Origin of the sequence: Bacteroides sp. AF32-8BH, from assembly GCF_003435205.1 — a bacterium.
Lineage (GTDB): Bacteria > Bacteroidota > Bacteroidia > Bacteroidales > Bacteroidaceae > Bacteroides > Bacteroides ovatus.
The window spans coordinates 113,798-138,705 of record NZ_QVLZ01000002.1 but is presented as its reverse complement, the minus strand read 5'-3'; the positions used below and the strand labels follow the sequence as shown (position 1 = coordinate 138,705).

Annotated in this window: 25 protein-coding genes and 1 tRNA gene; 15 read left to right on the top strand and 11 right to left on the bottom strand. The window is 43.4% G+C overall.

What is annotated here, in order from left to right; genetic code table 11:
* Positions 1 to 51: 51 nt before the first annotated feature.
* From DWZ47_RS01975 to DWZ47_RS01955, 5 genes are read left to right on the top strand one after another with little or no spacing between them, the layout of a single operon-like run.
* Positions 52 to 915 carry a phosphorylcholine transferase LicD gene (locus DWZ47_RS01975; protein ID WP_117512180.1) on the top strand — a complete coding sequence of 288 codons (864 nt, stop codon included), beginning with the start codon at positions 52 to 54 and terminating at the stop codon, positions 913 to 915.
* On the top strand, positions 912 to 1,934 hold the full coding sequence (locus tag DWZ47_RS01970) for a hypothetical protein (RefSeq protein WP_004311137.1): 1,023 nt from the start codon (positions 912 to 914) through the stop codon (positions 1,932 to 1,934). The genes DWZ47_RS01975 and DWZ47_RS01970 overlap by 4 nt, the downstream gene beginning before the upstream one ends.
* On the top strand, positions 1,907 to 3,025 hold the full coding sequence (locus DWZ47_RS01965; RefSeq protein WP_004296594.1) for a glycosyltransferase family 4 protein: 1,119 nt from the start codon (positions 1,907 to 1,909) through the stop codon (positions 3,023 to 3,025). Before DWZ47_RS01970 ends, DWZ47_RS01965 begins: the two co-directional genes overlap by 28 nt.
* A 10-nt stretch (positions 3,026 to 3,035) precedes the next feature.
* Entirely contained in the window at positions 3,036 to 4,301 is a 1,266-nt protein-coding gene (locus tag DWZ47_RS01960) for a glycosyltransferase family 4 protein (protein ID WP_004296595.1), read from the top strand.
* Entirely contained in the window at positions 4,294 to 5,043 is a 750-nt protein-coding gene (locus tag DWZ47_RS01955; RefSeq protein WP_117512179.1) for a glycosyltransferase family 2 protein, read from the top strand. Before DWZ47_RS01960 ends, DWZ47_RS01955 begins: the two co-directional genes overlap by 8 nt.
* On the opposite strand, the gene DWZ47_RS01950 is transcribed toward DWZ47_RS01955, so the two are convergent.
* A complete protein-coding gene (locus tag DWZ47_RS01950) occupies positions 5,030 to 7,420 on the bottom strand; it encodes a glycosyl hydrolase 115 family protein (RefSeq protein ID WP_004302572.1) in 2,391 nt (796 codons plus the stop codon). The genes DWZ47_RS01955 and DWZ47_RS01950 overlap by 14 nt on opposite strands.
* 92 nt (positions 7,421 to 7,512) lie before the next feature.
* The gene (locus DWZ47_RS01945; protein WP_004302573.1) at positions 7,513 to 8,370 is read right to left on the bottom strand and encodes an SGNH/GDSL hydrolase family protein; all 858 of its coding nucleotides are present in this window, start codon (positions 8,368 to 8,370) and stop codon (positions 7,513 to 7,515) included.
* A gap of 442 nt (positions 8,371 to 8,812) precedes the next feature.
* On the opposite strand from DWZ47_RS01945, the gene DWZ47_RS01940 reads away from it, so the two are divergent.
* The 3 genes from DWZ47_RS01940 (at position 8,813) to DWZ47_RS01930 (ending at position 10,248) form a co-directional block, all read left to right on the top strand.
* Positions 8,813 to 9,589 carry a class I SAM-dependent methyltransferase gene (locus tag DWZ47_RS01940; protein ID WP_004302574.1) on the top strand — a complete coding sequence of 259 codons (777 nt, stop codon included), beginning with the start codon at positions 8,813 to 8,815 and terminating at the stop codon, positions 9,587 to 9,589.
* Positions 9,590 to 9,659: 70 nt separating this feature from the next.
* Complete coding sequence (locus tag DWZ47_RS01935; protein ID WP_004302575.1) at positions 9,660 to 10,010, top strand: helix-turn-helix domain-containing protein; 351 nt, start codon at positions 9,660 to 9,662, stop codon at positions 10,008 to 10,010.
* A gap of 13 nt (positions 10,011 to 10,023) precedes the next feature.
* Complete coding sequence (locus tag DWZ47_RS01930) at positions 10,024 to 10,248, top strand: hypothetical protein (RefSeq protein ID WP_004302576.1); 225 nt, start codon at positions 10,024 to 10,026, stop codon at positions 10,246 to 10,248.
* 20 nt (positions 10,249 to 10,268) lie between these two features.
* Here DWZ47_RS01930 and DWZ47_RS01925 read toward each other — a convergent pair whose 3' ends face one another.
* A complete protein-coding gene (locus DWZ47_RS01925; protein ID WP_004302577.1) occupies positions 10,269 to 10,967 on the bottom strand; it encodes an SIR2 family NAD-dependent protein deacylase in 699 nt (232 codons plus the stop codon).
* A 474-nt stretch (positions 10,968 to 11,441) separates the two neighbouring features.
* On the opposite strand from DWZ47_RS01925, the gene DWZ47_RS01920 reads away from it, so the two are divergent.
* The 5 genes from DWZ47_RS01920 to DWZ47_RS01900 all read left to right on the top strand — a co-directional run bounded on the left by DWZ47_RS01920 (position 11,442) and on the right by DWZ47_RS01900 (position 14,031).
* A complete protein-coding gene (locus DWZ47_RS01920) occupies positions 11,442 to 12,026 on the top strand; it encodes an FKBP-type peptidyl-prolyl cis-trans isomerase (protein WP_004302578.1) in 585 nt (194 codons plus the stop codon).
* A 20-nt stretch (positions 12,027 to 12,046) separates the two neighbouring features.
* Positions 12,047 to 12,925, top strand: coding sequence for an FKBP-type peptidyl-prolyl cis-trans isomerase (locus DWZ47_RS01915; protein WP_004302579.1), 879 nt, complete (start codon positions 12,047 to 12,049; stop codon positions 12,923 to 12,925).
* A gap of 160 nt (positions 12,926 to 13,085) precedes the next feature.
* Positions 13,086 to 13,550: an Lrp/AsnC family transcriptional regulator gene (locus DWZ47_RS01910; protein WP_004302580.1), complete on the top strand. Its 465-nt coding sequence runs from the start codon at positions 13,086 to 13,088 to the stop codon at positions 13,548 to 13,550.
* Between the two features lie 5 nt (positions 13,551 to 13,555).
* On the top strand, positions 13,556 to 13,867 hold the full coding sequence (locus DWZ47_RS01905) for a DUF4491 family protein (RefSeq protein ID WP_004302581.1): 312 nt from the start codon (positions 13,556 to 13,558) through the stop codon (positions 13,865 to 13,867).
* Between the two features lie 90 nt (positions 13,868 to 13,957).
* Positions 13,958 to 14,031: transfer RNA gene (locus DWZ47_RS01900), tRNA-Ile, on the top strand.
* A 284-nt stretch (positions 14,032 to 14,315) separates the two neighbouring features.
* Here DWZ47_RS01900 and DWZ47_RS01895 read toward each other — a convergent pair.
* Positions 14,316 to 15,215: a helix-turn-helix domain-containing protein gene (locus DWZ47_RS01895; RefSeq protein ID WP_004291636.1), complete on the bottom strand. Its 900-nt coding sequence runs from the start codon at positions 15,213 to 15,215 to the stop codon at positions 14,316 to 14,318.
* 130 nt (positions 15,216 to 15,345) lie between these two features.
* Between DWZ47_RS01895 and DWZ47_RS01890 the strand changes: the two genes are divergently transcribed.
* Entirely contained in the window at positions 15,346 to 16,122 is a 777-nt protein-coding gene (locus DWZ47_RS01890) for an MBL fold metallo-hydrolase (RefSeq protein WP_039953527.1), read from the top strand.
* A gap of 232 nt (positions 16,123 to 16,354) precedes the next feature.
* Positions 16,355 to 17,230: a radical SAM mobile pair protein B gene (locus DWZ47_RS01885; protein WP_014775428.1), complete on the top strand. Its 876-nt coding sequence runs from the start codon at positions 16,355 to 16,357 to the stop codon at positions 17,228 to 17,230.
* A 324-nt stretch (positions 17,231 to 17,554) separates the two neighbouring features.
* Here the strand turns inward: DWZ47_RS01885 and DWZ47_RS01875 are convergent, their stop codons facing one another.
* From DWZ47_RS01875 to DWZ47_RS01850, 7 genes are all read right to left on the bottom strand, one after another.
* Positions 17,555 to 19,084 (bottom strand): mobilization protein, encoded by a 1,530-nt coding sequence (locus tag DWZ47_RS01875; protein ID WP_004291640.1) that lies wholly within the window; start codon positions 19,082 to 19,084, stop codon positions 17,555 to 17,557.
* 39 nt (positions 19,085 to 19,123) lie between these two features.
* Positions 19,124 to 19,324 (bottom strand): hypothetical protein, encoded by a 201-nt coding sequence (locus DWZ47_RS30325; RefSeq protein WP_138346571.1) that lies wholly within the window; start codon positions 19,322 to 19,324, stop codon positions 19,124 to 19,126.
* A gap of 91 nt (positions 19,325 to 19,415) precedes the next feature.
* Complete coding sequence (locus tag DWZ47_RS01870; protein WP_004291642.1) at positions 19,416 to 20,279, bottom strand: toprim domain-containing protein; 864 nt, start codon at positions 20,277 to 20,279, stop codon at positions 19,416 to 19,418.
* Positions 20,280 to 20,452: 173 nt separating this feature from the next.
* Complete coding sequence (locus tag DWZ47_RS01865; RefSeq protein WP_117512241.1) at positions 20,453 to 21,649, bottom strand: primase-helicase family protein; 1,197 nt, start codon at positions 21,647 to 21,649, stop codon at positions 20,453 to 20,455.
* A 13-nt stretch (positions 21,650 to 21,662) separates the two neighbouring features.
* A complete protein-coding gene (locus DWZ47_RS01860) occupies positions 21,663 to 21,968 on the bottom strand; it encodes a helix-turn-helix transcriptional regulator (protein WP_004291644.1) in 306 nt (101 codons plus the stop codon).
* A 141-nt stretch (positions 21,969 to 22,109) separates the two neighbouring features.
* Complete coding sequence (locus DWZ47_RS01855) at positions 22,110 to 23,474, bottom strand: DUF6043 family protein (RefSeq protein WP_004291645.1); 1,365 nt, start codon at positions 23,472 to 23,474, stop codon at positions 22,110 to 22,112.
* Positions 23,475 to 23,497: 23 nt separating this feature from the next.
* On the bottom strand, positions 23,498 to 24,790 hold the full coding sequence (locus tag DWZ47_RS01850; RefSeq protein WP_039953438.1) for an ATP-binding protein: 1,293 nt from the start codon (positions 24,788 to 24,790) through the stop codon (positions 23,498 to 23,500).
* Positions 24,791 to 24,908: the final 118 nt, after the last annotated feature.

Below are 24,908 nucleotides of genomic sequence, written 5' to 3'. Positions count from 1 at the left end.
TTAGCAATATAATTACTACTTTTGTAGCACAACGTGCATTAACCATTTCCGATGAACAAGAAATATACAGCCGAAGAGCTTGATTTATTACATGCCGAACTCTACGACATATTGGGAGAAACCATCCGGGTGTGTCAGAAGCACAACATTCCCTATTTTGTGATTGGCGGCACGGCAATCGGTGCACTCTACGACCAGGCGATTCTCCCCTGGGATGATGATATTGACATAGGCATGACGCGGGAGAACTACAACAAATTTCTGAAAGTAGCTCCCGGGGAACTGGGTCCTTCCTACTTCCTTTCATGGATAGAGACAAACCCTCATACCCCGTATTATTTTGCCAAAGTCAAGAAAAACGACACCCTTTTTGTAGAAGAAATGTTCAAGAATGTCCCGATGCATCCGGGCATTTTTGTCGATATATTCCCATTCGACAAAATTCCCGACAACAAGCTGCTGCGAAGAATACAATCCGAAGCACTCGGCTTCCTCAAATGCTGCCTGATGGGAAAAGAGATATGGATGTGGAAACACTTCGGTACATGTGAAATAGAGAACCCCACGAACCGGGGAGCCTTCTCCTGTTTCCTGAACAGGGTAGTCGACCTACTTTTCTCTAAAAAAGCAATCTACCGCATGCTGGTGTCAGTTCAAAGCTGTTTCAACTCACGAAACACCCGTTACTATAACAACGTAATGGCCACTGCCGACCACGTAACCGTAGAAAGCATCCGCCACCTGCAACCCGTGAAATTCGGCCCTCTCACAGTGACCGCCCCCGACGACCTGGAAGGATTTTTGCGTTACAACTATCCAACCCTGCATCGATTTACAGAAGAAGAGCAGGAAAAAGTGAACAACCACTATCCTGCCGCCCTGTCATTCAGTACAACCCCAAAACAAGAACTATGAATATGAAATCCGCTTTAGTAGACGTCCCGGTACTTATCCTGTTCTTCAACCGCCCGCAACAGTTGTCGCAAGTGTTCGAGCAAGTGAAGAAAGCGCGTCCGTCCCGCCTCTTCCTCTATCAGGACGGAGCACGAAACGAACGTGACCTGCCCGGAATAAAAGCCTGCCGTGAAATCGTATCACAGATAGACTGGGAATGTGAAGTAGAACGGCTTTATCAGGAAAAGAATTTCGGCTGCGACCCTTCGGAGTACATTTCGCAGAAATGGGCCTTTTCGAAAGTCGACAAGTGCATCGTATTGGAAGACGACGATGTGCCCGCCGTCTCCTTTTTCCAATTCTGCAAGGAGATGCTGGATAAATACGAATATGACACCCGCATCAGCATGATTGCCGGATTTAACCCCGAAGAAATCACCCAAGATATGCCCTACGACTATTTCTTTACCACCACCTTCTCTATCTGGGGATGGGCAAGCTGGAAACGGGTAGTCGACCAATGGGATGAGTTCTACAACTTCCTGGACGACTCCTTCAATATGCAACAACTGGAACAGCTTATCAAGGAACGCAAATTCCGGAGCGACTTTATCTACATGTGCCAGCGTCACCGGGAACAGCAGAAAGCCTTTTATGAAACGATCTTCCACGCCTCCATACTGTTCAACTCCGGGCTAAGCATCGTGCCTACCCGCAACATGATTAATAACTTGGGAGCAACGGCAGATTCCACCCATTTCGCCGGCTCGATTCATACCCTGCCCAAAGGTTACCGCCGCATCTTCACGATGAAGCGCTATGAGGTGGATTTTCCACTGAAACATCCCCGCTACGTCATCGAAAACGTTGCCTACAAAGAGAGCGTTTACCGCATCATGGGCTGGGATCATCCGTGGATCAAGATCGGACGTTCGTTCGAAGAACTGTTCCTCAACCTGAAATACGGCAATTTCTCCATCATTACGAAAGCTGTCAAAAACCGAATCAACAAATGGCTGAAAAGAAACAAGCACCACTAAATAAGTTGCTTACTATTTATTTTTACCATACCCGCCTCACACGGGAAAGCTACGAGGAATGGAAAGAATATAAATTCCCCGGACACATCTTATACGGACTTCCTTTACTGGAGAATTACGGAATACACTCCGTGATGCACAAATGCAAATATTTCTCCGGCCGTCTGAAACTCATGCTTTACGCCACCAAAGAGATTCTCTTCTGCAAGGAGAAATACGACGTCCTCTACGCCACCTCTTTCCGGGGTATAGAGCCCGTCATCTTCCTCCGTGCACTGGGACTGTACCGCAAGCCCATCGTGATCTGGCATCATACGGCTGTCGTCACCAATCCCAAACCGTGGCGCGAACAAATCTCCCGCCTTTTCTACAAAGGTATAGACCAAATGTTCCTGTTCAGTCGGAAACTGATTCAGGACTCGCAGAAAACCCGGAAAGCACCGTCCCACAAACTGAAACTCATCCATTGGGGACCGGATCTTCCTTTCTACGACCACCTGCTTGCAGAAATGCCCGACCGGAAGCCCGAAGGATTTATCTCCACCGGCAAAGAAAACCGGGACGTAGACACCTTGCTCCAGGCATTTGCCGCAACGAACGAGAAACTGGATTTGTACATTGCCGTCTCATGCGGTAACATCAACTATAAAAAGATCATCGACCCGTATGCATTGCCCGACTCCATTCGCATCCATTATACCGACGGAGTGATTCCCTACGAACTGGGGAAACTGGTGGCACGCAAAAGTTGTATCGTGATCTGCTGCCTGGACTTCCCCTATACCGTAGGACTGACCACGCTCGTGGAAGCATTCGCCCTCGGCATCCCCGTCATCTGTTCGCGCAACCCCAACTTCGAAATAGACATCGACAAGGAAGGAATAGGTATCACCGTAGAATATAACGACGTACAAGGCTGGATAGACGCTATCCGCTACATCGCCGACCACCCCGAAGAGGCACGGCGCATGGGAGAGAATGCCCGCAAACTGGCGGAAGAACGTTTCAACCTCGAAATCTTTTCACGCGAAATAGCAGAAAGCTTGCTGGAAATATCAAACATTTCCTCTAAAAACCGTACATTTGCATAAACTTTTGCCCATGAGAGTCCTGATTATAAATACATCTGAACGAATAGGAGGAGCAGCCATCGCAGCAAGCCGGTTGATGGAGTCACTGAAAAACAACGGCATCAAAGCCAAAATGCTGGTACGTGACAAACAGACCGACCAAATCAGTGTTGTCCGCTTAAAAAGTAACTGGTTGCAAGTGTGGAAGTTCATGTGGGAACGGATTGTGATCTGGAGTGCCAACCGTTTCCGGCGTTACCATTTGTTTGACGTAGACATCGCCAACACAGGTACAGACATCACCTCACTCCCGGAATTCCGCCAGGCCGACGTGATCCATCTGCATTGGATCAACCAGGGAATGCTCTCACTGAACGATATACGAAAGATACTGACCTCCGGCAAACCCGTAGTCTGGACCATGCACGATATGTGGCCATGCACCGGCATCTGCCATTACGCACGGGAGTGCAACAACTATCAGCAGGAATGTCACGACTGTCCGTACATCTACAAAGGCGGGGGACGAAAGGATTTATCCTATCGCACGTTCCGCAAAAAACAAAAGTTATACAGCTACGCTCCCATTCATTTCGTCACGTGCAGCCATTGGCTGAAGGAACAAGCCCAGACCAGTGCATTATTTGAAGGGAAAAGCGTGACCAATATTCCGAACGCTATTAATACCAACTTGTTCAAACCCATGAACAAGAAGGAAGCGCGTGCCAAATTCATGTTGCCGGAAGGTAAGAAACTAGTTTTGTTCGGCTCATTAAAGATCACCGATAAACGAAAAGGGGTCGACTATCTGATTGGGGCATGCAAACTGTTAGCAGAAAAGCATCCGGAATGGAAAGACTCACTGGGTGTAGTCGTATTCGGCAACCAGTCGCAGCAGTTACAGGAACAACTTCCTTTCCATGTATACCCGCTCCCTTATATCAAAAATGAGCATGAAGTAGTGAATATCTACAATGCCGTAGACCTCTTCGCCATCCCGTCTCTGGAAGAGAATCTTCCCAATATGATTATGGAAGCAATGGCCTGTGGAGTGCCTTGTGTCGGTTTTAATGTGGGAGGTATCCCCGAAATGATCGATCATCTGCACAACGGCTACGTGGCACAATACAAATCCTCGGAAGATTTTGCCAACGGCATACATTGGATATTGACGGAACCGGAATACAACGAACTCTCTGCACAGGCCTGCCGCAAGGTTCTGGGTAATTATTCGGAGAGTATCGTTGCAAAGAAATATACAGATGTCTACAATAAAATAACGGGGAAATATGCATAGTGTCCATCCTACTCCCAAGTTCTCTATCATTACGGTGACATACAATGCTGAAAAGGTATTGGAAGACACGATTCAAAGTGTTATTTCACAAACCTATCATCATATAGAATATATTATCGTGGATGGAGCTTCCAAGGATGGAACCCTCTCTATTATCAACCGCTACCGGTCACGCATACACACCGTCGTCAGCGAACCCGACAAAGGACTGTATGACGCTATGAATAAGGGCATCGCCCTTGCCAGCGGTGATTATCTCTGTTTCCTGAATGCAGGCGACTGTTTTCATGAGGATGATACGCTGCAACAAATGGTGCACACCATCAACGGCAATGAACTGCCCGATATACTTTACGGAGAAACCGCTATCGTAGACAAGGACAGGCATTTCCTGCGGATGCGCAGATTGTCCGCCCCTGAAACGCTCACCTGGAAAAGTTTCAAACAGGGAATGTTAGTCTGCCACCAGGCATTCTTCCCCCGCCACACGCTCGTAGGGCCATACAATCTGCAATATCGCTTTTCTGCAGATTTCGACTGGTGCATCCGCATCATGAAGAAAGCACGTACTTTGCACAATACCCACCTGACAATCATCGACTATCTGGAGGAGGGAATGACTACCCGGAATCAGAAAGCATCCCTCAAAGAAAGATTTCGGATCATGGCAAAGCATTACGGGCTGATTGGAACCGTGGCGCATCATGCATGGTTCGTGATCCGTGCAGTTACTCACCAGTAGGCGAAGGCATATAAAGCATCACCTGGTCTAATATCACTCCTTCGTCCAATGCCTTGATTACCAATTTGTGGGACTTCTTTCCGGATACCGGAAGTCGAACCGTTCGGATGGCTTGATTGCGCAGCACGTTCTCTTTCCATTCTTCACTCCGTCCTTTCGTTTCATAAGAGATCACTTCAGGCGCTGCATCGTCCAACGATATTGAGAAACGTAATTGATCTCCTCCCACAGGATGATTAGGCAACAAGCGGATGTCAACCTCTACCGAGTCTGTTTTCCAGTTGTCAAAAGCGAACATCAGTGCATCTCCCTTGTCAATGCCTGTCGCTTTGCTTTCATATCCCAGGCCCTCACAAATAGCAGAAGTTCCTTTCCGCGCATTCAAGGTCTTACTATTCGGGATATTCTTCCCATCCAAGCCGTTCCATTTATAGATAGCTACACGCTCTTTCATCATCGGAGAAGTAGCCGTTTTTCTTTCCACGCGATTGAATACGGGGAGTTTTCGGGGTTGGAAATCCATCATGCGGTTCCACTTTCCATCTTCCAGTGAGTTATACTGTTTTGTCAATACTACAATGCTGTCATAGGCAAGATCACTTTTCTCCCAGTCCGCTTTTCCGTGGCGGGCTAATTGGGCATACAGCAATTTCCGGTTCATCTGTGTAGCAGCTTGCACCGGGTATTTCACCAATTCAAAATAGGCACTTTGTCTGCCGGATGGGATTTTCAAAGCTGCCCGTTCCACTGTCTCCGACAATTTATCATAAGCCTGCAAACGTCCGTTGATTTCTTTTTCACTCCATGGGAGATCTTTGACAACACGATAAACAGGATCTTTCTCCTCTTCCCTCGTATTTCCCATAAATTCAGGTTTACGAATATGGGCCAGACGATAGTGTTCCTGCATCACAGGCAATACTGCCTTTGCGCACGAAGCTCCCAATTCCCGTTCCAGCCAGTGTTTCAGATGAGAGGTCACTCCTTCCGAGGCCACCGCTTCTATATTCCAGGCCATATCCATAAACAACTCTATCTGATACTCGGCAGGCTTGATATCTCCGACGTTCAGTATCCACATCTTCTGTATGCCTCGATCGTAAGCCAGCTTCATTTGTTGGAAAATCAGATACGGGCTCATCGTACTCAACCAGAGATGGTCGTGCGGACGTCCCCAATAAGAAACATGATAATAGACTCCATTCCCTCCTTTACGTGCGCATTCTTCGGCCGTAGGGAAATGGCGGATATAGCCATAGTTATCGTCACACCACATCAATGTTACATCATCGGGCACCTGTAATCCGGCATGATAAATGTCAAGTACCTCTTTATAAGGGATAAAAACCTGCGGGACTTTAGTTACATCCTTATCAACATATTTTTCAATCAACCCGCGTTGATCTGCAAACACACGATCTATTACGGCCTTCTGTTCTTCCACCGTCTTCGCTCCCTGCATCTTGCCATCGTGTACACCACGCATACCCAACGTATAGAGTATTTCCTGATCTGCCACCTCTTTTACACGGTCTTCCCAGAACTTATAAACAGCCGGGGCATTATTTACATAATCATAGGCGCCTTCTCCTCTCCGACTCCACTCACCGGCAGCATTGCAGGCCATCGGTTCGCAATGGGAAGCACCGATGAAGATACCATATTTCTTGGCAGCTTCCCGATTACCTTTAGTCAGAAAGAATGGAAGTGTACATTCGTGCATTGCAGGCCAATAGGTGTTGGCACGCAGACGAAGTAAGAGTTCAAAAATACGCTCGTTGGTACGCGAGCCTATCTCACCTTTCACTTTTGAAGGTTCATAGGTCCGACTGCTCCATGGCATCAAGCCCCAGTCTTCATCATTAATAAATATACCCCGATATTCCACCGAAGGAGCCTGAAGACTTTGGAATTTGGAAGATAGCTTAAAAAGTTTCTTCTTTTCCGGAGTTACGTCCGCCCACCATTCCCAGGGAGAGACACCTAACAAACGGGATATTTCGAGTATTCCATAAGCCGTACCATGTTTGTCACTGCCGGCTACTACCAATTTCCCCTCCGGAGAAACAGGTAATAGAAAAGCCTGCTTCTTGCCTCTTAACGCAGAAACATCTATGCCGGTCCGGCTGATAAGCTCACTCTGCCCCACCGTTCCTATCACAATTTCACCTGTTTTTTCATTCGTTTGGGTAGTCGACGACAATACTGTCTGAATATCACGCCCCAGCATCTCCAATGCGGTTCGTACAACCTGTTCTTCAGAAGGGCTGCAAGCGATGACAACTGTTTGACCGGAAGTCAAAACAAAATCCTTACTACGAATCGGTAAAGCAACTATTAAAAAGATGAAAAAAGAAAACAGAAGTTTATGTCTCATAGGTTCTATTATTTATAGAAGACAAAATTACAGGTTTGCAGAAAATGTACTATAGAATAGTGTACAATTTCATAGAATTCTGTCCGGCCTATTTAAAATGTAGCAGGCAACGCAAGCAACTGATACATCAGCGTTCGTGCCATGCGTATCTGTCCTTTCGTGCTGGGATGCAAACGGTCATATCCCGCATCGTAGAAATAAATCAGTTGTTCTTCCACCATCGGATTCAATCCGGTTACCGCATTAAAATCAATCACGGGGACTCCCCACACATTGCCGGCTTCTTTAACAGCCTGCACGTAGGCATCCACATATTCGCCACAACTATTCTGGTAGTTTTCATCCGGTTGCACATTCGTTTCTCCAAAATTGGCCAGTGAACGGTGCAACGGGGTCAGCAACACAATCTGCTTGTCCGGGAAGAGTTGTTTCAGTCTATTGATTCCTATGTTTATACGTCCCTTATACGTGCTTCCATCCATTATAGGAGTGCGTTTCTTACGGATTTCCAGCTTTTGGGTTTGCCCACGGGCTGCCATCACTTGTTCTTCTGTTTCCGTAAACCATTCTCCAATAGGTACACCGTCATTAAAATCATTCGTACCCATCAAAATCACGATAGCATCTACTTCTTCGCCGTGTTCTTTCTTCAGTTGCTCGGCTTGCCGGGGCACATCATTCCATTGCCTGCCACTGATACCATATACATAAGGAGTGATTCCCAGCCATTCCTGCAGAAAATCCCAGTATTTCTTTATCTTGTCACCATAACAGTTGGGATCTGTAATAGAGTCTCCCAAATATCCCACTCTTTTTCCTTGCCACGGGTGCCGGATGCATCCATTATTCGTTTCAACAGAGTTTGCCACTTTAGAAGATTGATTCTGTCCGCACAGAAAAGAGGAACAGAAAAACAGGATGGTACATGTGAGTAATAATTTGCTTTTCATCGGTATCATACATTAAATGAGAGATTTGTATTTAATATTCGACAAAAATAACTCAAAAAAATGTAGTTTCAATCAATTTGGACGATCAATCTCATCCATGCAACCGGATATATAAACATATTCCTATTTGACTATTCTTGCTAAAATACAGGTTTACAGTCTTTTTTCAATCAAGTTATCATTGAGTTTTGCAGCTAAAACCCTATCTTTGTCACAAACTAAAAGAAATAATTGGATGTTTAACTCATTTTCATTCCATAAGGATTCCGTTCTGTAAATAATCTGTAAGCCTTCCTCTCATTACAGATTATCCCTTATGTTTTCTGACATACTCTTGTCAGAGTTATTTTCTATATCTAAATTTTCAAACTATTTGTATGGTCAAATGGTTGCAAGCATCATTATATGCCTCCATTCGCCGTACAACTAAAACATTAAAACAATGAGTAACGATTTTAAATCAATCCACGAATTCGATTTTACACTGATATGTAATTACTTCAAGGCATTAAAACGTCAAGGTCCCGGAAGTCCTGAAGTCACACAAAAAGCCGTAAGCTTCATCAACGAACTGTCCGACAAGGCACGAATAGCCGACATTGGCTGTGGCACAGGCGGTCAGACAATGGCATTAGCCAACTATACGAAAGGACAAATTACAGGTATCGACCTTTTCCCCGACTTTATCGAGCTATTCAACAAAAATGCAATAGAAGCCCATTGTGAAGACAGAGTAAAGGGTATCGTCGGTTCCATGGACGCTCTGCCATTTCAAGAGGAAGAACTCGATCTGATCTGGTCCGAAGGCGCTATCTATAACATAGGATTCGAACGCGGCATGAACGAATGGAACAAATTCCTGAAAAAGAACGGATTTATCGCTGTAACGGAAGCCTCCTGGTTCACCCCGGAACGTCCCTCCGAAATAGAAGACTTCTGGATGGCCAATTACCCGGAAATCGATACGATTCCAAGAAAGATAATGCAAATGGAAAAAGCAGGATATATCCCGACAGCCCATTTCATTTTACCGGAAAATTGCTGGCTTGAGCATTTTTACGCTCCCCAGTTCCCTGTTCAGGAAGCTTTTTTGAAGGAATATGCAGGAAATGACGCAGCCGCAGACCTCATCACCGGGCAACGGTATGAAGAGAGCCTATATAATAAGTATAAAGAATACTACGGCTACGTATTCTATATAGGACAAAAAAAAGATTGATTATCTGCCGGAGAAGTTAGCAAGATAGGACAACTCTCCGGCATTTATTATCCTTTACTTTGCAGAAAACATGGAGACGAAAGATATCAATAAACAGGAATATCAGTTACGGATCAATAAAGTGACCGACTATATTCACAATCACATAGACCAGCCGTTATCATTACAGAAAATGGCAGGTATCGCCTGCTTTTCTCCTTTCCACTTCCATCGCGTATTTACAATCCTGACGGGCGAAACGCCTACGGATTATATCAAACGCACTCGGATTGAAAAAGCAGCCCTATTATTAAAACGAAACAAGGAACTTTCCGCCACCGAAATCGCCCGTCTTTGCGGCTTTAGCAGCCTTTCACTTTTAAGTCGCAATTTCAGGTTGCATTTCAGTATGACGATCCGGGAGTTCCGTTCATTAAAATAAAACCCTAAAGAATATGGAAAAAGAAAATAAGATTCTGATTTTTCGAACTTCTATCACCCAAAGGCGTGACATCAAGCGCATAGGAGAGCTTTTGGCAGAGTTCCCCCAAATAGACAAATGGAATGTGGACTTTGAGGACTGGGAGAAAATATTAAGAATCGAGTGCAGGGATATCTCTGCACTCGAAATATCGAAAGTACTCCGGAACAATCATATTTTTGCCACCGAACTGGAATAAAACCGGGAAAAGAAAACCTCTCAAACTCCCAACAACTGTTTCAATTCAGCCACTCCTTCAGAAGCTCCCTTCTGAATTACATGTATCGAACGGGAAGTATGCGTATCTACCGGTTTCGGATCAATCAGATACACCTCTGCTCCTCTCGGTACATAATGAAGCAGCCCCGCCGCAGGATATACGTTAAGCGACGTACCGATAATGACGAAAATATCCGCTTTCTCCACATATTGGATGGCGGTTTCAATTTCCGGCACAGCTTCTCCAAACCATACGATAAAAGGTCGCAATTGAGTGCCGTCGCCGGCCTTGTCTCCCATCTTCACTTCATATTCTTCCGGTTTCAGTTCTTTTATGTAGTGGGGATTATGAGGATCTCTGCTGGAACACACTTTCGTCAGTTCGCCATGCAGATGAATGATGTGGCTACTCCCGGCACGTTCGTGCAAGTTATCAATATTCTGTGTCACCACCGTCACATGGAAGCTTTTCTCCAGTTCCGCCAACAGTTCATGCCCACGGTTCGGTTTCACCTCCAACAACTGTTTCCGACGCTCATTATAGAAATTAATCACTAAAGCCGGGTCACGCTGATAACCTTCAGGAGTGGCCACCTGCTCCACAGGATACCTATCCCACAAACCGCCTGCATCGCGAAATGTACTAATCCCACTCTCGGCACTCATACCCGCACCCGTCAAAACTACCAGATTCTTCATTACTATTCCTCCTTCTTTTTTAATAGCCACACAAATGTAATCAGAATCATCGAATAAAAGAACACTTTCTCACGCTTAATATAATCCAATTTATGCAGAACTTTAAGATGAAAGATGCAGATAGTTAGCATCATTTATGGCAACAACTATTCGTCTGACTACTGTTATTCTTTCGTCTGACAGTTGTCAGACGAAAGAATAACAATTGTCAGACGCAAGTTCAACAGCTGTCAGACGATTAATTATCCACATAAACCAACCTAAATAATAAGAATAAGCCGATTAAATCCTACGAACAAAAAAAACTAATTCTTTAAAGAAAAGCGATTAACTTTCACAGATATAAGAATTTTTAAATAGCAAATGCTAAATCATTCAAATAAAACACGTACTTTTGCGATTCATAAATTTGCAATTGATTGAAAGCTAAAACCATGATGGTGATACATTTCAATCGCCAACAAAAAACATTATATGGATAAATTCAGTTACTCTATTGGCCTCGGAATTGGTCAAAACTTATCAAGCATGGGAATCGGAAACCTTGCGGTAGATGATTTCGCACAAGCAATCAAAGACGTATTGGAAGGCAATCAGACGGCTATCAGCCACAATGAAGCCCGCGAAATAGTAAACAAGTATTTCGAAGAACTGGAAGCTAAAATGGGTGCCGTTGCTATCGAGCAAGGACAAGCTTTCCTCGAAGAAAACAAAAAAGGACCGGGCGTAGTTGTTCTTCCCAGCGGACTACAATATGAAATCATCAAAGAAGGTACAGGCAAAAAGCCGAAAGCTACCGACCAGGTAAGATGCCACTATGAAGGAACATTGATTGACGGCACACTGTTCGACAGCTCTATCCAACGCGGAGAACCGGCTGTATTCGGTGTCAACCAAGTAATACCGGGATGGGTGGAAGCTTTGCAGCTGATGCCGGAAGGGTCTAAATGGAAACTGTATATTCCGTCAGAACTTGGTTATGGCGCAAGAGGTGCCGGAGAAATGATCCCTCCTCATAGCACACTCATTTTTGAAGTAGAATTACTCGAAGTATTATAAATAAAAAATTTCAAAGCAAAATGAAAAAAGTTAGTATTTTTATGGCAATCGCCGCTGCTGCAAGCCTTGCTTCTTGTACAGCTCAAGCTCCTAAAGCAAATCTGAAATCAGACATCGACTCACTGTCTTATTCTATCGGTATGGCACAGACTCAAGGTCTGAAAGGCTATCTGACAGGTCGTCTGGACGTTGATACTGCTTATATGGCAGACTTCATCAAAGGTTTGAATGAAGGCGCAAACAAGACTAGCAAAAAAGACATCGCTTACATGGCAGGTCTGCAAATCGGTCAGCAAATCAGCAACCAGATGATGAAAGGTATCAACCAGGAATTGTTTGGCACTGACTCTACTAAAACCATCAGCAAAGAAAACTTCCTGGCAGGTTTCATCGCAGGTACTTTGGAAAAAGGTGGCGTGATGACTATGGAAGCAGCTCAAGAATATACTCGTACAGCTATGGAAACTATCAAAGCAAAAGCTTTGGAAGAAAAATATGCTGACTATAAAGCTGAAAACGAAAAATTCCTTGCTGAAAACAAGACTAAAGACGGCGTAAAAACAACTGCAAGCGGTCTGCAATACAAAGTAATCACTGAAGGTAAAGGTGAAATTCCTGCTGACACTTGTAAAGTGAAAGTGAACTACAAAGGTACTTTGATCGACGGAACAGAATTCGACAGCTCTTACAAACGTAACGAACCGTCTACTTTCCGTGCTAACCAAGTAATCAAAGGTTGGACAGAAGCTTTGACTATGATGCCTGTAGGTTCTAAATGGGAACTTTATATCCCACAAGAACTTGCTTACGGTGCAAGAGAATCTGGCAACCAAATCAAACCGTTCTCTACTTTGATTTTCGAAGTTGAACTGTTGAGCATCGAAAAAGATAAGAAATAAGAAAGTTCTTTTCTAAATAGAAAAAGGAAAGAGGCGCAAAACGTTTGTGCCTCTTTTTTTTGCTTTTTCCTATTTTTTTTCTCCGAAAAGAAGAATAATTAAAATAAATCTCTATATTTGCTTACTATTTGATAACAACAGGAAATTACAATTTATTATTATGGAAAGAATAGACAACCTCGACAGGCAGATCCTAGAGATTATCTCCCAGAATGCCCGCATCCCTTTTAAAGACGTAGCAGCCGAATGTGGAGTGTCACGCGCAGCTATCCATCAGCGTGTGCAAAGACTGATTGACCTAGGTGTCATTGTAGGCTCTGGTTACCATGTGAACCCGAAATCATTGGGATACAGAACTTGTACCTACGTGGGTATCAAACTGGAAAAAGGCTCCATGTACAAATCTGTCGTAGCGGAACTACAAAAGATTCCCGAAATTGTGGAATGTCATTTCACTACAGGTCCGTACACAATGCTGACAAAGCTTTATGCATGCGACAACGAACATCTGATGGATTTGCTGAATAACAAAATGCAAGAAATACCGGGTGTGGTAGCTACCGAGACATTGATTTCTCTGGAACAGAGTATCAAGAAAGAAATCCCCATCCGCGTTGAAAAATAATTGTGATGGAATTTCTAAATGAATATCACCTTGCGGGGTTATTCATCGGAATATGTACCTTTTTGATTATCGGCCTTTTTCACCCCGTCGTGGTAAAGGCCGAATACTATTGGGGTACAAAATGCTGGTGGATATTCCTGGTACTCGGCATAGCCGGTGTGGTCGCCTCATTAAGCATCGATAATGTGATTTTATCTTCTTTGCTTGGCGTGTTTGCGTTTTCTTCCTTCTGGACGATTAAAGAGGTCTTCGAACAGGAAGAACGGGTACAAAAAGGATGGTTCCCCAAGAACCCGAAGCGCAAATATAAGTTCTAAAAATAAAGTATCGTAGTTTTTTATCAAAAGGATTTGCATAATTCGAGGGAAAATACTACTTTTGTCACCGCATCCAACAAAGGATACATCGGACTTGTAGCTCAGTTGGTTAGAGCAACAGACTCATAATCTGGAGGTCCCTGGTTCAAGCCCAGGCTGGTCCACTTTGAAAATCAAGCACTTACAGAGTTTCTGTAGGTGCTTTTTCTTTTACAGGTGACCTTCAGGTGACCTTTTTGAAGCGAAACTCTGCAAGAGTGACCTTTTGAAATTGCATGGGATTGCAGAGAATTTTTATAGATTTTTATTCTATGGTGAACTTGACACTGCGGAATGTGATGCACATTTTAGGCCGAAATAGGATTTCCCACTAAGCATATTTGTAAGTCGTTGAAAACATCTTTGGTATGGGAATGGTCAATCTGCAAGCTTTCCAGTCTGTCCGTTTTCATTCGTATATTCCATTTTGGTAGTCGCGCAAATATTGCGTAAAAGTCTTTCCAGTTTCACGTTTAAAGAAACGCATCAGATGACTCGGGTCGGAGAAATGAAACTCTTCGGCCAGCTGGTTCACGTTTCGGTTAGCAAACAGTAACTCATTCTTCAATTCTTCCAACAGACGCTGCTTGAGCAGATGATTGGCAGATACGCCGAATTGACTCATCACGGAACTGTTTAACGTAATACGGCTCACACGGAGCATATCCGCATATTCCTGCACCCGCTGTTTCGTACGGATATTCTTTTCCAGCAAGTCCTTAAACTGGAATGCGTAATTGTTTTTAGGTACATCAATCGGTAAATGATAAGTGGCGGCATACGCCCGGTTGATAATAACCAATAAGTAGTAAAGCACAGATACAATGAGATTATAAGTATCGGCAACAGGATGCAGAAGCTCCTGCTTTATGATTCCTAAAAGACGAATATACTCCGCCATGCTTTCCGGCGAAGCAAACAGATAGGGAGGCGTGTCGGTCTGATAATAATACAGCAAGCGGTACACAAAAAACTTGTCCGCTATGAATGTGCGCATAAAATCCTCGCGGAATATAAGAAAAGAGTAATCTAGTTCTGCTTCATCCACGTGCCATTCCTGCTGCTGATGCGGCGAGAGGAGCAATACCATATTGGCATGCAATTCAAATTTGCGGAAATTCAGCAGCAGATACCCATTGGCCTTACGAAAAAAATAGAAGCTAAAAAAATCTGTTTTAAACACCCGGTTTTCCGTCAGGACACCACATACATCGCTACTGTAGCCTGAGTTGATATAAAAGTCCACACCACAGCGTGTCTTGCTAAAAGGAACGCTGACCAGACGTTCAGGATTGACGATTTTATCCATTGATTTCGTTTTTTGGGGCAAATATACTATTTTTTATTTATCAAAATGGCATATATTCCTGTTTTTAAGGCATAATGCATCCGATTTTTTTTACCGAACTTTGCGGCTATAATCAATACAATAAATTATGATGGAAGAAAAAGTAACAATTCGATTGATCCGTAATGCAACATTGCGAATCCATTATGCTGGAAAAGAGATACTTGTTGACCCCATGCTTGCCGGAAAAGGCACTTTACAGTCGGCTCTAGGTGTGTATAAGACCCCAAGAGTACACCTCACGATGCCGATGAATGAAATTGCGGACGGTCTGGATATGGTATTGTTGACACACAACCATATTGACCATTACGACCCGACAGTGAAACAGCATTTAGCGAAGAACATCCTGTTCCTGACACAACCGCAAGATAAAGAGAGTATTACACAGGATGGTTTTACAAATGTAGAAAGCATTGAAAAAGATAAAGCTATTGGAAATTTAACCATTCATCGCATCCAAGGACACCATGGCTTCGGAAAGATTGGAGAAATGATGGGGCCGGTATCAGGCTATGTACTTACTGCACACGGTTTCCCTACTATTTATATAATGAGTGACTGTAAATGGGAAGACTGTATCCGTCAGGCCATTGAACAATTTTCTCCAGATTACATCATAGTGAACAGTGGAGGTGCAATTTTTCCTGAATTTTCTCAAACAGAAGGTTCTATCATTCCAGATGAGCAAGAAGTTATGACAATGCTCGATGAACTTCCCGCCCACATCAAACTAATAGCAGTCCACATGGAAGCTACCGATCATGGGCAGACTACACGCGCAATTCTGCGTAACGAAGCCATGCATCACAAAATAGAAATGAGTCGCCTGATTATTCCAGAAGATGGAGAAACAATAATATTATGAGCGACTTCTCTGATTGGGAAACAGCCTGAAAAGAGGGTTACGAATGGATTGTTATAGGAACGGAAACAGGCAAAAGGAAAGGGAAAGTAGATGCCAATCCTGAATGAGTACGTCATATTGTAGAACAGGCGAAAAGAAATTATATTTTGGTATTTATGAAAGAATACCTTTTGCCTATAATGGGAGAATACCGAATGATTCAAGAACTACCGAAACAATTTATAGAAAAAATATGGAAAAGGAAATAATCAGAGAAATAGATGTACAGAATGTCATGACTAAATCCTCATTACCAGTAGGGGGCTTCTCTGTCAATCCTTATGTAGGTTGTCCTCATGCTTGTAAGTACTGCTATGCTTCATTCATGAAACGTTTTACAGGGCATACAGAGCCTTGGGGTACGTTTCTGGATGTAAAGCATTGGAAACCTATTGATAATCCGCATAAATATGATGGACAACGGATTGTTATCGGTTCTGTAACAGACGGATACCATCCGTATGAAGAAGATTTTTGCAGAACCCGTAAACTGCTGGAAGAGTTAAAAGGCACTAATGCTGAAATCATGATTTGTACTAAGTCAGATTTGGTTTTGCGTGATCTTGATTTACTTAAAGGCTTTCAGAAAGTGACAGTATCTTGGTCAGTTAACACACTCGATGAACAGTTCAGATGTGATATGGATCGTGCCGTAAGCATTGAGCGAAGACTTAAAGCCATGAAACAGATCTATAATGCAGGCATACGCACCGTGTGTTTTATTTCACCGATTTTTCCAGGAATTACAGATGTGAAAGCTATCGTTAATCGGGTAAAAGATTATGCAGATTTGATATGGCTGGAAAATCTGAATCTTCGTGGACAATTTAAGAGAGACATCATGGGGTATATACGGGAAAAGCATCCGGAGCTTGTAGCCTTGTATGATGATACCTACAACAAGAAACGAAAAGATTACTGGCAGGTCTTGGAACAGGAAGTAGCTGCGTTTGCTCAAGCGGAAGGTTATCCTTATCGTATAAACGATTTACCATACGGGCGTTCTCAAAAAGGAAAACCTGTTATAGTAAACTATTTCTATCATGAAAAAATTAGGCTAAAAAAATAGGATCATTTGATTGATTTGATAAATTTACTGATAGCCTGTCTTGTCATTTATTTGAAAAAACGCATCAGGTGGTTAGGCTCAAAGAAATGCAAACGATAAGCCGTCTCTTTAACTGACAATCTAGAAAACAAGAGATCGCTTTTTCCCTCTTGCAATAGACGCTGTTTCAGCAAAAGAGCGGAAGATAAGTCAAATTCACGCATAACGGTAGTGTAAACTGAACTGTATCACGGCTCTGTTTACACTACCGAATTTCTCCATGATTGAAAGTATTCCTCCAAAAGGAGTGAGTTTCTCTGATTTAATTGCCATGTCATATAGTTCTTATCTACGTATTCCTACCTGATTTTGTTCTATTTTCCAATCATAAGCCCCATTAGCGACATCAGCAACCTCCTTGTAGGTCTGCCGATGTTTTATTTTATCAAAAGACTGTCGGCTGTCCGCATAGTCGCAAAGCCATCTTCCGATTGTTTGCTGCTGCTCTTTGGTCTTGCCATAGCTCTGCATCACGCTCTTGATGTCAGCAGCTTCATCACTGCCAAAGATAGACTTGTATTTGTCCGTGCTGTAGTGAATAATTGCATCAATGGCACGTTTGAATACCTCACTGGCAGCATAGAGCATATCGGCAATAATAGCAAAAACCAGCTTGCGTGAATTCAACTCACCTTGCAATCGGCTGATGGTCTTGTCTTTCTCCGCATTGGCAAGTTTGACCGCATTATTGATGCGCAGTTGCACATTTTCGTTTAGACTGTTAAGTTCTTTAATAGCCTTGTCACGTTCTGAAGCAATAGAACAACTTTGCGCAATGACATTATCACGTTGCGCTTCGGCTTTCTGCTTTTCCAAAGCCAGTTCCTTTGTCTGCTTCTCCACCTCTTTGATGACAGTCGGCCTAAACGCCTTTTTAAGGCGATCATATTCCTGTGCGAGCAGCTTGTACTCCATTTCAAGAGTGGCAGTCTTACCAATACCGACCAGACTGCCGACACTATCCAAGATACCGTCCACCATGTTTCTGCGGATTGCATCACGCTTTTTCTGCTTGTCGGCTATCTCGCTGTCAAGTGCCGCACTCCGTTCAGATTTAGCCTTATTCTCAACCTCTATGGAGTTGCGCTCGGCTTCGGCTTTCGCTTTGGCGGTGACAGCTTTTTCCTTTTCTGCTTTAGCTTGCTCCGCTTCCTGCTTCTGCTTGGCTATGATGAAGTCCGTCCTTTCCAAATGCTTCTTACCTGTAAGATCTTTTGATATACCCCTTTCCATCTCTAAGCACTCAGCCAAAAGCGTCTGCATCTCGCCCATGCATTTCTCGTCCAGTTTGCAGGATTTTCCAGTATCGTGGTTCATCCAATCCCATACGATATGGGCGTGAAGATTGGGCATCCATGTGGCGGTATCTCCGAGATTGCCGTAATGCCCCTCGTCACGGTGGATGAAGATTTGCAAAGCTGTGATACCCCAATGTTCCTTACACTCCTCACAAAAATGCTGCAACTGCTCCAACGTGGTATCATCTTTGATTACCACGACACCCTCTTTGAGTGGGGTGCTGCCACGCACGATAGTCACCTTGCCTGTCTTCTTGTTCATTCGTTCACGGTCTTTGGTCTGCATTTTCCGACCAGTCTTTTCCTTGACCATTTGGGCAATCTGATTGTAGCGGTCAGTTAATGAGCTGTTGCCCAATTCAGGTGCTACCCATACTTCGTTTGAAGCCATAAGGTCAGTACGGACATAAAGCCTCTCTTTGTTGATATGAGCGAGGTATTCTGCTGCTCTTTTGTTATGTGCCTCACTACTACCAATGTTACAGGGTTTGATATTAATGGATGTTTTCTGTGCCATTTTACTTATGCTTTTAGAGATTTATATTAAAAAGGGTTATTAGGGCAAAGCCTTAATCGGAGGGTGCAGGGAGAGGGTCACTTCCTGCTCGGGGTTTTCAGGGGTGAAGCCTCTGAACGGAGTTTCCAAAGAGAGGGTCACTCTTTGGTCGGGTTGCATAGGACTGACAGTCCTTGCCGGGTTCTTAGGGCAGCGTCCTAAGTGGGACGGGGCAACGCCCAGCCCCTCGGGAGAGCCCACAACTTCGGGAGCAAAGTGGAGAAGTTATAGTGGGCTATATCAGGGCAAGCCCTGTCATGTACGCCACACCTCTTTGCCTCCAGCCGCCAAGTCAGAATTTGTTTCTTCCCTTTTGTTGGAATGCCATGCTTTTGTTCATCAGATACTCGTTGAGATCTTTGTATTCTTCATACTCATTTGAGGCATCAGTACATTTGTCTCCCAATGCTTTCATTATCTGCCAGGTAGCCATTCTGCCAGTTTTGTCATTATCCAAGTGGCAGCATATTTGAGAATACTTATTGAGCATGGAGAGAGCACTCGGGATGTTTACAATGGAGTTGAGTACCACCGCATCACATTCGCCATGTAGTATGAGATAGGAGAGATAGTCCACGAATCCCTCGAATATGTGACAAGCTGTTTCGTGGTTCCTTATCGTAGTGATTGCTTTCGGAGCAATACATCCCTTGAAGTATGGATTCCGAAGTTCATAGCCACCAGCATCATTCTTGAAGCCAATAGCAAAATATCGCTTACCAGCACTTTTGTAGTGTATTTCCACGCACTGCCTTTTGGCTGTAATAGAACCAATTCCCCTTCCCAAGAGGTATTGTAGCAAAGCAGGATGAGCCAGTTCTTTTACCTCAATATCTTCAAACGAAGTGTGCTTTTGTGGGCAAGTAGATTGAATTGGTATTGTGGGTAGAATGATTGAACGCCCCATCATGTGCAATACTTCTGAAATGTTTTGCGTGTGGTATAGTTGCATCGCCAAATCAATGATGTTACCTCCTTTGCCCAGTGCAAAGTCATACCACACGTTTTTGGTTAAATCCACCTTAAATGATGCGGTTTTCTCCGTATGTAGTGGCGATAAGTACCACCACTTATTTCCTTTTCTGTTTATTGGTTCATATCCCTTGCTTGCAAGGAAGTTGGATATTTGGATTGCCTTTATTTCTTGTATAGTCATAATGTGAGTGATTTGTTGAAATGTTGAGTTGTTGAGAGAATGGGCTGGTGAAAAGAAAAATAGCTTTCTCTTTTGCCCAGTTACACCTCTTGTTGAGTGCTTGTTGAATTGTATTTGTTTGAGTACCAAAGATTAGTCTGTTGTTCTCAACAATTCAACAACTCAACAAAGAATTATAAACCTAAAGAGTCTATAAATTCCTTGGTCACCGTGTAGAAACGTCCCACTCTGCTAATTGAGGAAACACGCCCCGGCTTAGTGTAGTCACATTGATAGGCAAGATAGGTCAGTGCATTGTGAGCAGGGGTAAGTCGCCAGACATCTTTCACGACCTTTCGTATCTGCCATTGCTCCACCTTTACACCGTTCATGGTCAGTAACGGTATTAAGTCTTGAGGGATGAACGACAGCTTGTCAACGTGTTGCGTTTCCATAATGTCACGTATCAGCTCTACCATATCCAACTCCGTATGGTTGCGGTTGCACTGGATAATGCGGTCAAGAGCCTCTGTCCTGATAAGGGTAGGATGAAACCACATACGCCCCTCTTTGTTGGTGGAGAGTGTGCGGTGCTGGAGATAATAGAGGAATGCAGGTATCTGTTCCTTTAGCTTTTGCAGGAAATTGGTATCATCGCTTTCAAGTGGTCGGATTTTACGCACCCAATAGCGGTTTTCTCCCGGGTCAGTGATAACAGGGTAAAGTTCGTTGTTGGAACATAGTACGAACTTGGCAAAGAAGTTTACCTCCTGTCTGTCTTTACCCTTGGCCTCTACCTTGTAGGTTTGGGCTGTGCTTAGGTTCTTCAATCGCTCTGAATCTTCTCTACGACTCAACAGCACCTCGTCCACAACGATGAGTAGCTTGCCAGCCCAGTCAGCATTGAACTGGCTCCTGAAATCCTCGTTTGTATTAAAGGTGGCATTGTCCTGAAAGATACTTTTCAGAAAGTTCAGGAAAGTGGTCTTTCCTGTGTTTCGTTCCTCTGACACCAATAACAGGATGGGGAGTTTCTGAGTCGGCTGCATATAAAGCAACTGCATATAGTCCAACCCCAGTTCGTATTGCTCCTCAAAGATGTGGTGTAGCAATTTTTCAATATCTGAGAAATTCCCTTCTGCCGGAACATGGTCAATTGGTTCATACAGATTATAGAAACCTGCAACATCCTTTTGATAGTCTGTGTGACTTGGCACTGTGCAAAAACCATTATATTTATCAATAGTAGGGATATTGTGCTTACCATAATCTTGTCGGATAGTGCCAAAGCTCCATTGCAATCTGCGGGTAGTCATCGTTCCATCTGCCAAAGGCTGCTGCACTACCTTATATATAGTAGTGCCTACTCGAATGTATTGTTCTTCCATAATGCTTGCTTTTAGATTAAACATTTGGATTAACGCTATTAGCAGTTTGTACTTTAGCTTTCAGAAGTGAGGAGATTTCCTTCTTCGAGTAAAGATTACGTCCTCCCAATTTGTGAACTATAATTCTTCCCTCCTTCTGCATACGCCACAAGGTGGTATAGGTTATGTGGAGTCGTTCACATACCTGATCGCGAGTAAAATACTCGTCACTCTCTTCTGGTGTCAAATCGGCCTGTGGCTTTTTCCCAACTAATTCTTCCACCAATTCAGAAACAACCTGTTTCAGGTCATCCTTCTGTAACATTATAAAATTGCCTTGCATATCATGTTGTTTTAATAATTACGCTGCGAAATTACGATGGAATAAAATGAAAGCACCTCGGTAAAAATCATGACGATTTCTGCCGAGGTGCTTTTAACGGAACAGCGTTTCTTTTTAACAAATCAAGCCTTTATGATGCAATCAATATACATCAGGGGAAAGTAAGGTGCGCAGTCTTATGCTTATCAACTTTGCCTGTTCTTTTCCTGTTTGAACAGTCTTTTCTGATAAACTCAAATTATAGTCGTTGCCACGTTCACTGACAATGGCATTATAAAGGGCTTCTCCCCAATCAAAGCCAGACTTAAATCCAAGGGATGGGAATTTTTCCAAGATGGCTGTATGGAAAGTACGATAGTTATAGGTATCATTAAGCAAGCTTCCATTGGTCAGCGCAGCAAAAATATAAGCAAGAATAGAATCCGTATCATTCGTTTCCATCCATTCGGTGAGTATTTTTTCTATCTCGTTGGTAAGAAATTCTGCATGAGGTTGTATAAGCATTTCTTCAAGCAGGACACAGACTTGCTTACGTCCACGTCTGCCTTTACTCTCTTGTAATGCAGAATTAGCTACATCTTTGACTACACGATTGTTTGCTGCTTTCCATGTTCCTTTAGTGTAAGTCGCTTTATCCATACTGGTAAGCATCAAAGAGCGCATAATTTGTTCGCCAAAGTTTTTCTGCCAAAAAGAAGTCTTCTCTCCCATCATTGTTTTAGTTACTAAATCAGCGGACTTCACGAAACCATTATCAAATATCATCCAATAGAACACACTGAACAAGAAAGGATTATTGTGCTGCAATTTATCTTTTGTTTCCTCTTTGTTAAATGTAGAGGCAAACAATTCAGTCAGTTTTTCGTGTGCCTGCTGACTAACATTAGAAAATTGAGCTTTGTTGTAGCTCTCAGTTCCTGGGCATAGGCTTAACAATAATTTGGAGATACCTTTTATACCATCAAGTGACAGCAGTTCTATCAAGTAGGAAAAACCTTTGAAGGCGAAGCTCATGTCACCCTCGTATGCTTTTGTGAAGAGATTTGTGAACTCTTGATATTCTTTCGGGTGTTCGTAATGCCAACGGCGCAAACGCAATAGATTCAGTTCTCGGTCTGATGCCTCTTGAGTTTCCTGCTCTTTATCCTGCAAGTGGAATTTAACCACATCTTTGATATATTGCGCATCCGTAGATTGCTCAAATTTAGTCATGGCACTCTCTATTTCCTTAAACCCATTATCCAATTCCAAATAGCAATGCATACAACAAGCAGCCATATCACCTTCTTCTGCGGCTTTAGAGAAGGTGTTTATTATGTTCTCAACAGGCATATTCTTTGCTGCCATTGCCTCTAAAAGCATATTTTGAAGCGAGTAAGTTTCATCGCATTCTGCCACATTGGTTCCATCTTGTGATAGAATGTTCAATGTGGAATGAATCTTGCTTTTGAACTCTGCATAGATTTCTTGGTTCGCCTCAAACCATTCCTTCATCTTATTGCCCATAAGTGTTATTTTAGCTAATAGGGTTAATCTTTAAGACAAGCCAACGGAATGACTTTCACGCCATCCTGACGAGTGTATGCCATGCTTCCACCAGTCATCACTATCAGCAAATCTGGTTCCCGAATGGGCATCTGTTTCTCTGTTGTGTTATGTTCCTGTATAAGCCTTTTGAGTTCAAGCAGATGCTTGGCTCCATCGTCAATCTCACGACTGCCAAGTTTGCACTCTATCAAGGCATACCGTCCATCTTCCAGATGCAGCACTATATCCGCTTCCAAATCATATCGGTCATGATAATAAGACACGTGACTGTTTAAGTCCATAGTATATGCCTTTAAGTCACGAATACACATCTGTTCAAAGATAAAACCAAACGTCTTGAGCTGCATGCTCAACGCTTCAGGAGACAACCCCAAAAGAGCAATCGGAATGGAAGGGTCGCAGAAACATCGTTTCACGCCACTTCTGATAGCGGTTTTACTTCTAATTGCAGGACACCATGCACTTATGTTCTGGATAACAAATAGCTTTTCCAAAGCTGCAACATAATCATCAAATGTGTCCACGTGGCAACTTACTTCGCCAGATGAGGTCACATCATCCAAAAGCGACTTCTTCTTGACCAGAGTCGAAACATTTCTGGCATACGCCCGAAGTATCATACTGGTCAGTCTGGCATCTCTTTTCTTGCCATCAATGCTAGAAATGTCGTTGGAGCAAATTGTTTGAACATAGTTCTTTGCAACGAGTAGTTGAGCCTTTGGGGTACGAGCCAACAAAGAAGCTGGCCATCCGCCTCGGGAGGCTGCAAAGATTAATTCCTCAACGGTCATCTTAGACATCTTACCGTCAATATCATAATCTGGATTGTTGAAAAGTTCTTTCAACGAAACTTCACCTGTAGATTCTTGTGATTCCCACAAACTCATAGGCAGCATACGCAGTCTGGCAATACGACCAACTCCAGAATGGTGTATTTGGGATTTGTCAACGGCATTGGAACCTGTAAGTATAAATTGTCCGGGGATTTGACGATCATCAACAACAGTTCGTACTGCATCCCACAACATTGGAGCATCTTGCCACTCATCAATAAGGCGAGGCGTAGCTCCATTTAACAGAATGGACGGCTTAGTTTTAGCGGTGACCAAATACTCCTCACGCAAACTAGGATCTTGCATTCTCAAAATGCTGTTTGCAAGTTGAGATGCAGTTGTGGTTTTGCCACACCATTTTGGTCCTTCTATCAATACAGCCCCAAATGCATCCAGTAAGTCTTGCAACAGGGCATCGGCAGTTCTTCTATAGTAACTCATATAATATGCTTTTTCAATTGCAAAGATACACATTTTCTGCGAAATGCATGGCCAATTCGTGTTTTTTGTGGCATTTCAATCCACTTTTTTGCGGTGTTTTATCCGGTATTTTTGTGGC

Bases quoted from the DNA above. Each gene is read 5' to 3' on its own strand.
- DWZ47_RS01875 (WP_004291640.1), bottom strand. From the start codon at position 19,084: ATGGCACAGAAAACATCCATTAATATCAAACCCTGTAACATTGGTAGT.
- DWZ47_RS01935 (WP_004302575.1), top strand. From the start codon at position 9,660: ATGGAGACGAAAGATATCAATAAACAGGAATATCAGTTACGGATCAAT.
- DWZ47_RS01965 (WP_004296594.1), top strand. From the start codon at position 1,907: ATGGCTGAAAAGAAACAAGCACCACTAAATAAGTTGCTTACTATTTAT.
- DWZ47_RS01970 (WP_004311137.1), top strand. From the start codon at position 912: ATGAATATGAAATCCGCTTTAGTAGACGTCCCGGTACTTATCCTGTTC.
- DWZ47_RS01930 (WP_004302576.1), top strand. From the start codon at position 10,024: ATGGAAAAAGAAAATAAGATTCTGATTTTTCGAACTTCTATCACCCAA.
- DWZ47_RS01915 (WP_004302579.1), top strand. From the start codon at position 12,047: ATGAAAAAAGTTAGTATTTTTATGGCAATCGCCGCTGCTGCAAGCCTT.
- DWZ47_RS01960 (WP_004296595.1), top strand. From the start codon at position 3,036: ATGAGAGTCCTGATTATAAATACATCTGAACGAATAGGAGGAGCAGCC.
- DWZ47_RS01860 (WP_004291644.1), bottom strand. From the start codon at position 21,968: ATGCAAGGCAATTTTATAATGTTACAGAAGGATGACCTGAAACAGGTT.
- DWZ47_RS01920 (WP_004302578.1), top strand. From the start codon at position 11,442: ATGGATAAATTCAGTTACTCTATTGGCCTCGGAATTGGTCAAAACTTA.
- DWZ47_RS01950 (WP_004302572.1), bottom strand. From the start codon at position 7,420: ATGAGACATAAACTTCTGTTTTCTTTTTTCATCTTTTTAATAGTTGCT.
- DWZ47_RS01890 (WP_039953527.1), top strand. From the start codon at position 15,346: ATGGAAGAAAAAGTAACAATTCGATTGATCCGTAATGCAACATTGCGA.
- DWZ47_RS01850 (WP_039953438.1), bottom strand. From the start codon at position 24,790: ATGAGTTACTATAGAAGAACTGCCGATGCCCTGTTGCAAGACTTACTG.
- DWZ47_RS01910 (WP_004302580.1), top strand. From the start codon at position 13,086: ATGGAAAGAATAGACAACCTCGACAGGCAGATCCTAGAGATTATCTCC.
- DWZ47_RS01925 (WP_004302577.1), bottom strand. From the start codon at position 10,967: ATGAAGAATCTGGTAGTTTTGACGGGTGCGGGTATGAGTGCCGAGAGT.
- DWZ47_RS01945 (WP_004302573.1), bottom strand. From the start codon at position 8,370: ATGAAAAGCAAATTATTACTCACATGTACCATCCTGTTTTTCTGTTCC.
- DWZ47_RS01975 (WP_117512180.1), top strand. From the start codon at position 52: ATGAACAAGAAATATACAGCCGAAGAGCTTGATTTATTACATGCCGAA.
- DWZ47_RS01855 (WP_004291645.1), bottom strand. From the start codon at position 23,474: ATGGGCAATAAGATGAAGGAATGGTTTGAGGCGAACCAAGAAATCTAT.
- DWZ47_RS01885 (WP_014775428.1), top strand. From the start codon at position 16,355: ATGGAAAAGGAAATAATCAGAGAAATAGATGTACAGAATGTCATGACT.
- DWZ47_RS01870 (WP_004291642.1), bottom strand. From the start codon at position 20,279: ATGACTATACAAGAAATAAAGGCAATCCAAATATCCAACTTCCTTGCA.
- DWZ47_RS01940 (WP_004302574.1), top strand. From the start codon at position 8,813: ATGAGTAACGATTTTAAATCAATCCACGAATTCGATTTTACACTGATA.
- DWZ47_RS01895 (WP_004291636.1), bottom strand. From the start codon at position 15,215: ATGGATAAAATCGTCAATCCTGAACGTCTGGTCAGCGTTCCTTTTAGC.
- DWZ47_RS01905 (WP_004302581.1), top strand. From the start codon at position 13,556: ATGGAATTTCTAAATGAATATCACCTTGCGGGGTTATTCATCGGAATA.
- DWZ47_RS01955 (WP_117512179.1), top strand. From the start codon at position 4,294: ATGCATAGTGTCCATCCTACTCCCAAGTTCTCTATCATTACGGTGACA.